Here is a 1,883-nt window from a genome sequence, read left to right as displayed (position 1 = left end):
CGGCTGGATTGCGCGATCCGTTTCGGCGATGGGGAATGGACCGGACTCGACAGCACGTTGCTGATGCAGGAGCGCCATATCGCAGTGGCCGCGCCGGCGCTACTCGAACGCGCGGGCGGACGCGTGCCCATCGACTTGAATTGCTTTACGTTGCTGCATGTGCTCGCGGGGGAGGACCAGCGTTACCTGACCTGGCAACACTGGCTGGACGCGGCGCGCATAGAAGGAATCGATACGGACGGCGGCTATGAGTTCGACGTGCTGGATCTGTCGATCAAAGCAGCTATCGATGGCCTCGGCATCACGATCGCGGATCGCAACATGATTGCCGGGGAACTGGCGTCGGGACAATTGCGCCAGGTGCTCGACGTGCAGGTTGAAGGGCATCAGTCGTACTGGTTCGTGCTGCGTCCCGAGCAGCGCGCAAGCGGGACGCAGCGCCTCTTCCAGCAATGGCTTCAGGCCGAGACGGAAGCTGCGGTGGCGGAGGCTTCGCGCTGAACCCGGGCAGGAGCCGCGGCGGCATCTTCCAGGATCATTTGCGCGCCTTTTTCCGCGACCATCATCGTGGGCGTATTGATGTTGCCGGACGTGACGTTCGGGAAAATCGATGCATCGACCACGCGCAGCGACTCGATGCCATGCACGCGCAAACGCGCATCGACCACGGCGGTTTGCGGATCGGGACCCATCGCGCACGACCCGCACAGGTGATAGATGGAACCGCTGTTGTCGCGGAAATATTGCAGCATGGAAGCGTCGTGGTTCACGCCCGGACCCGGCAGCGTTTCTTCCACCGTCACCGCGCGCAACGCCGGCGCCTGCATGATCGTGCGGATCAGGCGACTACCCTGAATCACTTCATCGATATCCTTTTGCGTCGACAAATAGTTGCCGCGAATCAGCGCGGCATCTTCCGCTTTGGACGATGCGATCTCGATCGTTCCACGACTCGTCGGCCGGCATGGATTGAACGCGAGCAGGAAGCCGGGATAGGGCTCGGGCGTCAGTTGCGAGCGGTTCGACTTCGGAATCTGATACGACAATGGATTGAAATACAGTTGCAGGTTCGCGAGCTTGCTGTCGGGATCGACACTGAAAAATCCGCCGGCCTGGTTCACGCTCATCGCAAGCGGTCCCCGGCGCGTCAGCATGTATTGAATGCCGAGCTTGAGCTTGCCGAAGAGTGAACCGAAGTCGCCATTGAGCGTCGGCATGTTCGCGCGATAGTAGTAGCTCACGCACAGGTGATCCTGCAGGTTCTGTCCGACCGCGGGCAATGCGTGCACGAGCGCAATGCCTTTTCGCGCGAGCAGTTCCTTCGGGCCGATGCCGGACAGTTGCAGGAGCTTCGGGGTATCGACGGCGCCCGCGCACAGGATCACTTCGCGCGCTGCATGGAAGGTCCGGAGCACGCCTTGCTGCGACACTTCGATTCCCGTTGCGCGAAGCCCGTCGAATGTCACGCGCCGGGCGAGGGCGTGATGCTCGATCGACACATTGCCGCGCTTCAACGCGGGTTCGAGATAGGCGACGTTGCTGGACGCGCGCTGGCCGCGATGCGTGGTCACGTCGTAGACGCCAACGCCTTCGATCTTCGCGCCATTGAAATCGTCGCTGCGTTTGAACCCCAACTGGTCGCACGCCGCCAGGAACGATCGCGTGATGGCGTGAATGCCTTTTCTCATCGACGTGACGTGAATCGGACCGCTGCCGCCATGCAGGTCGGTATTGCCGTCTTCATGCGTTTCGAGCTTACGGAAATAGGGCAGCACGTCGCGATACGACCAGCCCGGGTTGCCGGCTTGCGCCCAATCGTCGAAATCGCGCGGCGCGCCGCGCACGTGGATCATCGCGTTGATCGAGCCCGATCCCCCTTGCAC

At 61.9% G+C, this 1,883-nt stretch carries 2 protein-coding genes; one reads left to right on the top strand and one right to left on the bottom strand.

Translation table 11 applies throughout. From position 1 onward, the window contains the following. A partial coding sequence (locus tag WCA53_RS03730) for a LysR substrate-binding domain-containing protein (protein WP_423905587.1) occupies nucleotides 1–501 on the top strand: 501 nt, incomplete at its 5' end. Here the strand turns inward: WCA53_RS03730 and WCA53_RS03725 are convergent. Further along, the coding region (locus tag WCA53_RS03725; RefSeq protein ID WP_423905585.1) for a GMC family oxidoreductase at nucleotides 459–1,883 on the bottom strand (1,425 nt) is incomplete at its 5' end. The two genes, WCA53_RS03730 and WCA53_RS03725, sit on opposite strands and share 43 nt — an antisense overlap.

It is taken from the genome of Caballeronia sp. (assembly GCF_049581465.1).
Lineage (GTDB): Bacteria > Pseudomonadota > Gammaproteobacteria > Burkholderiales > Burkholderiaceae > Caballeronia.
Note: the sequence above shows the minus strand (reverse complement) of the source record. Positions and strands in the feature narration are given on the sequence as shown.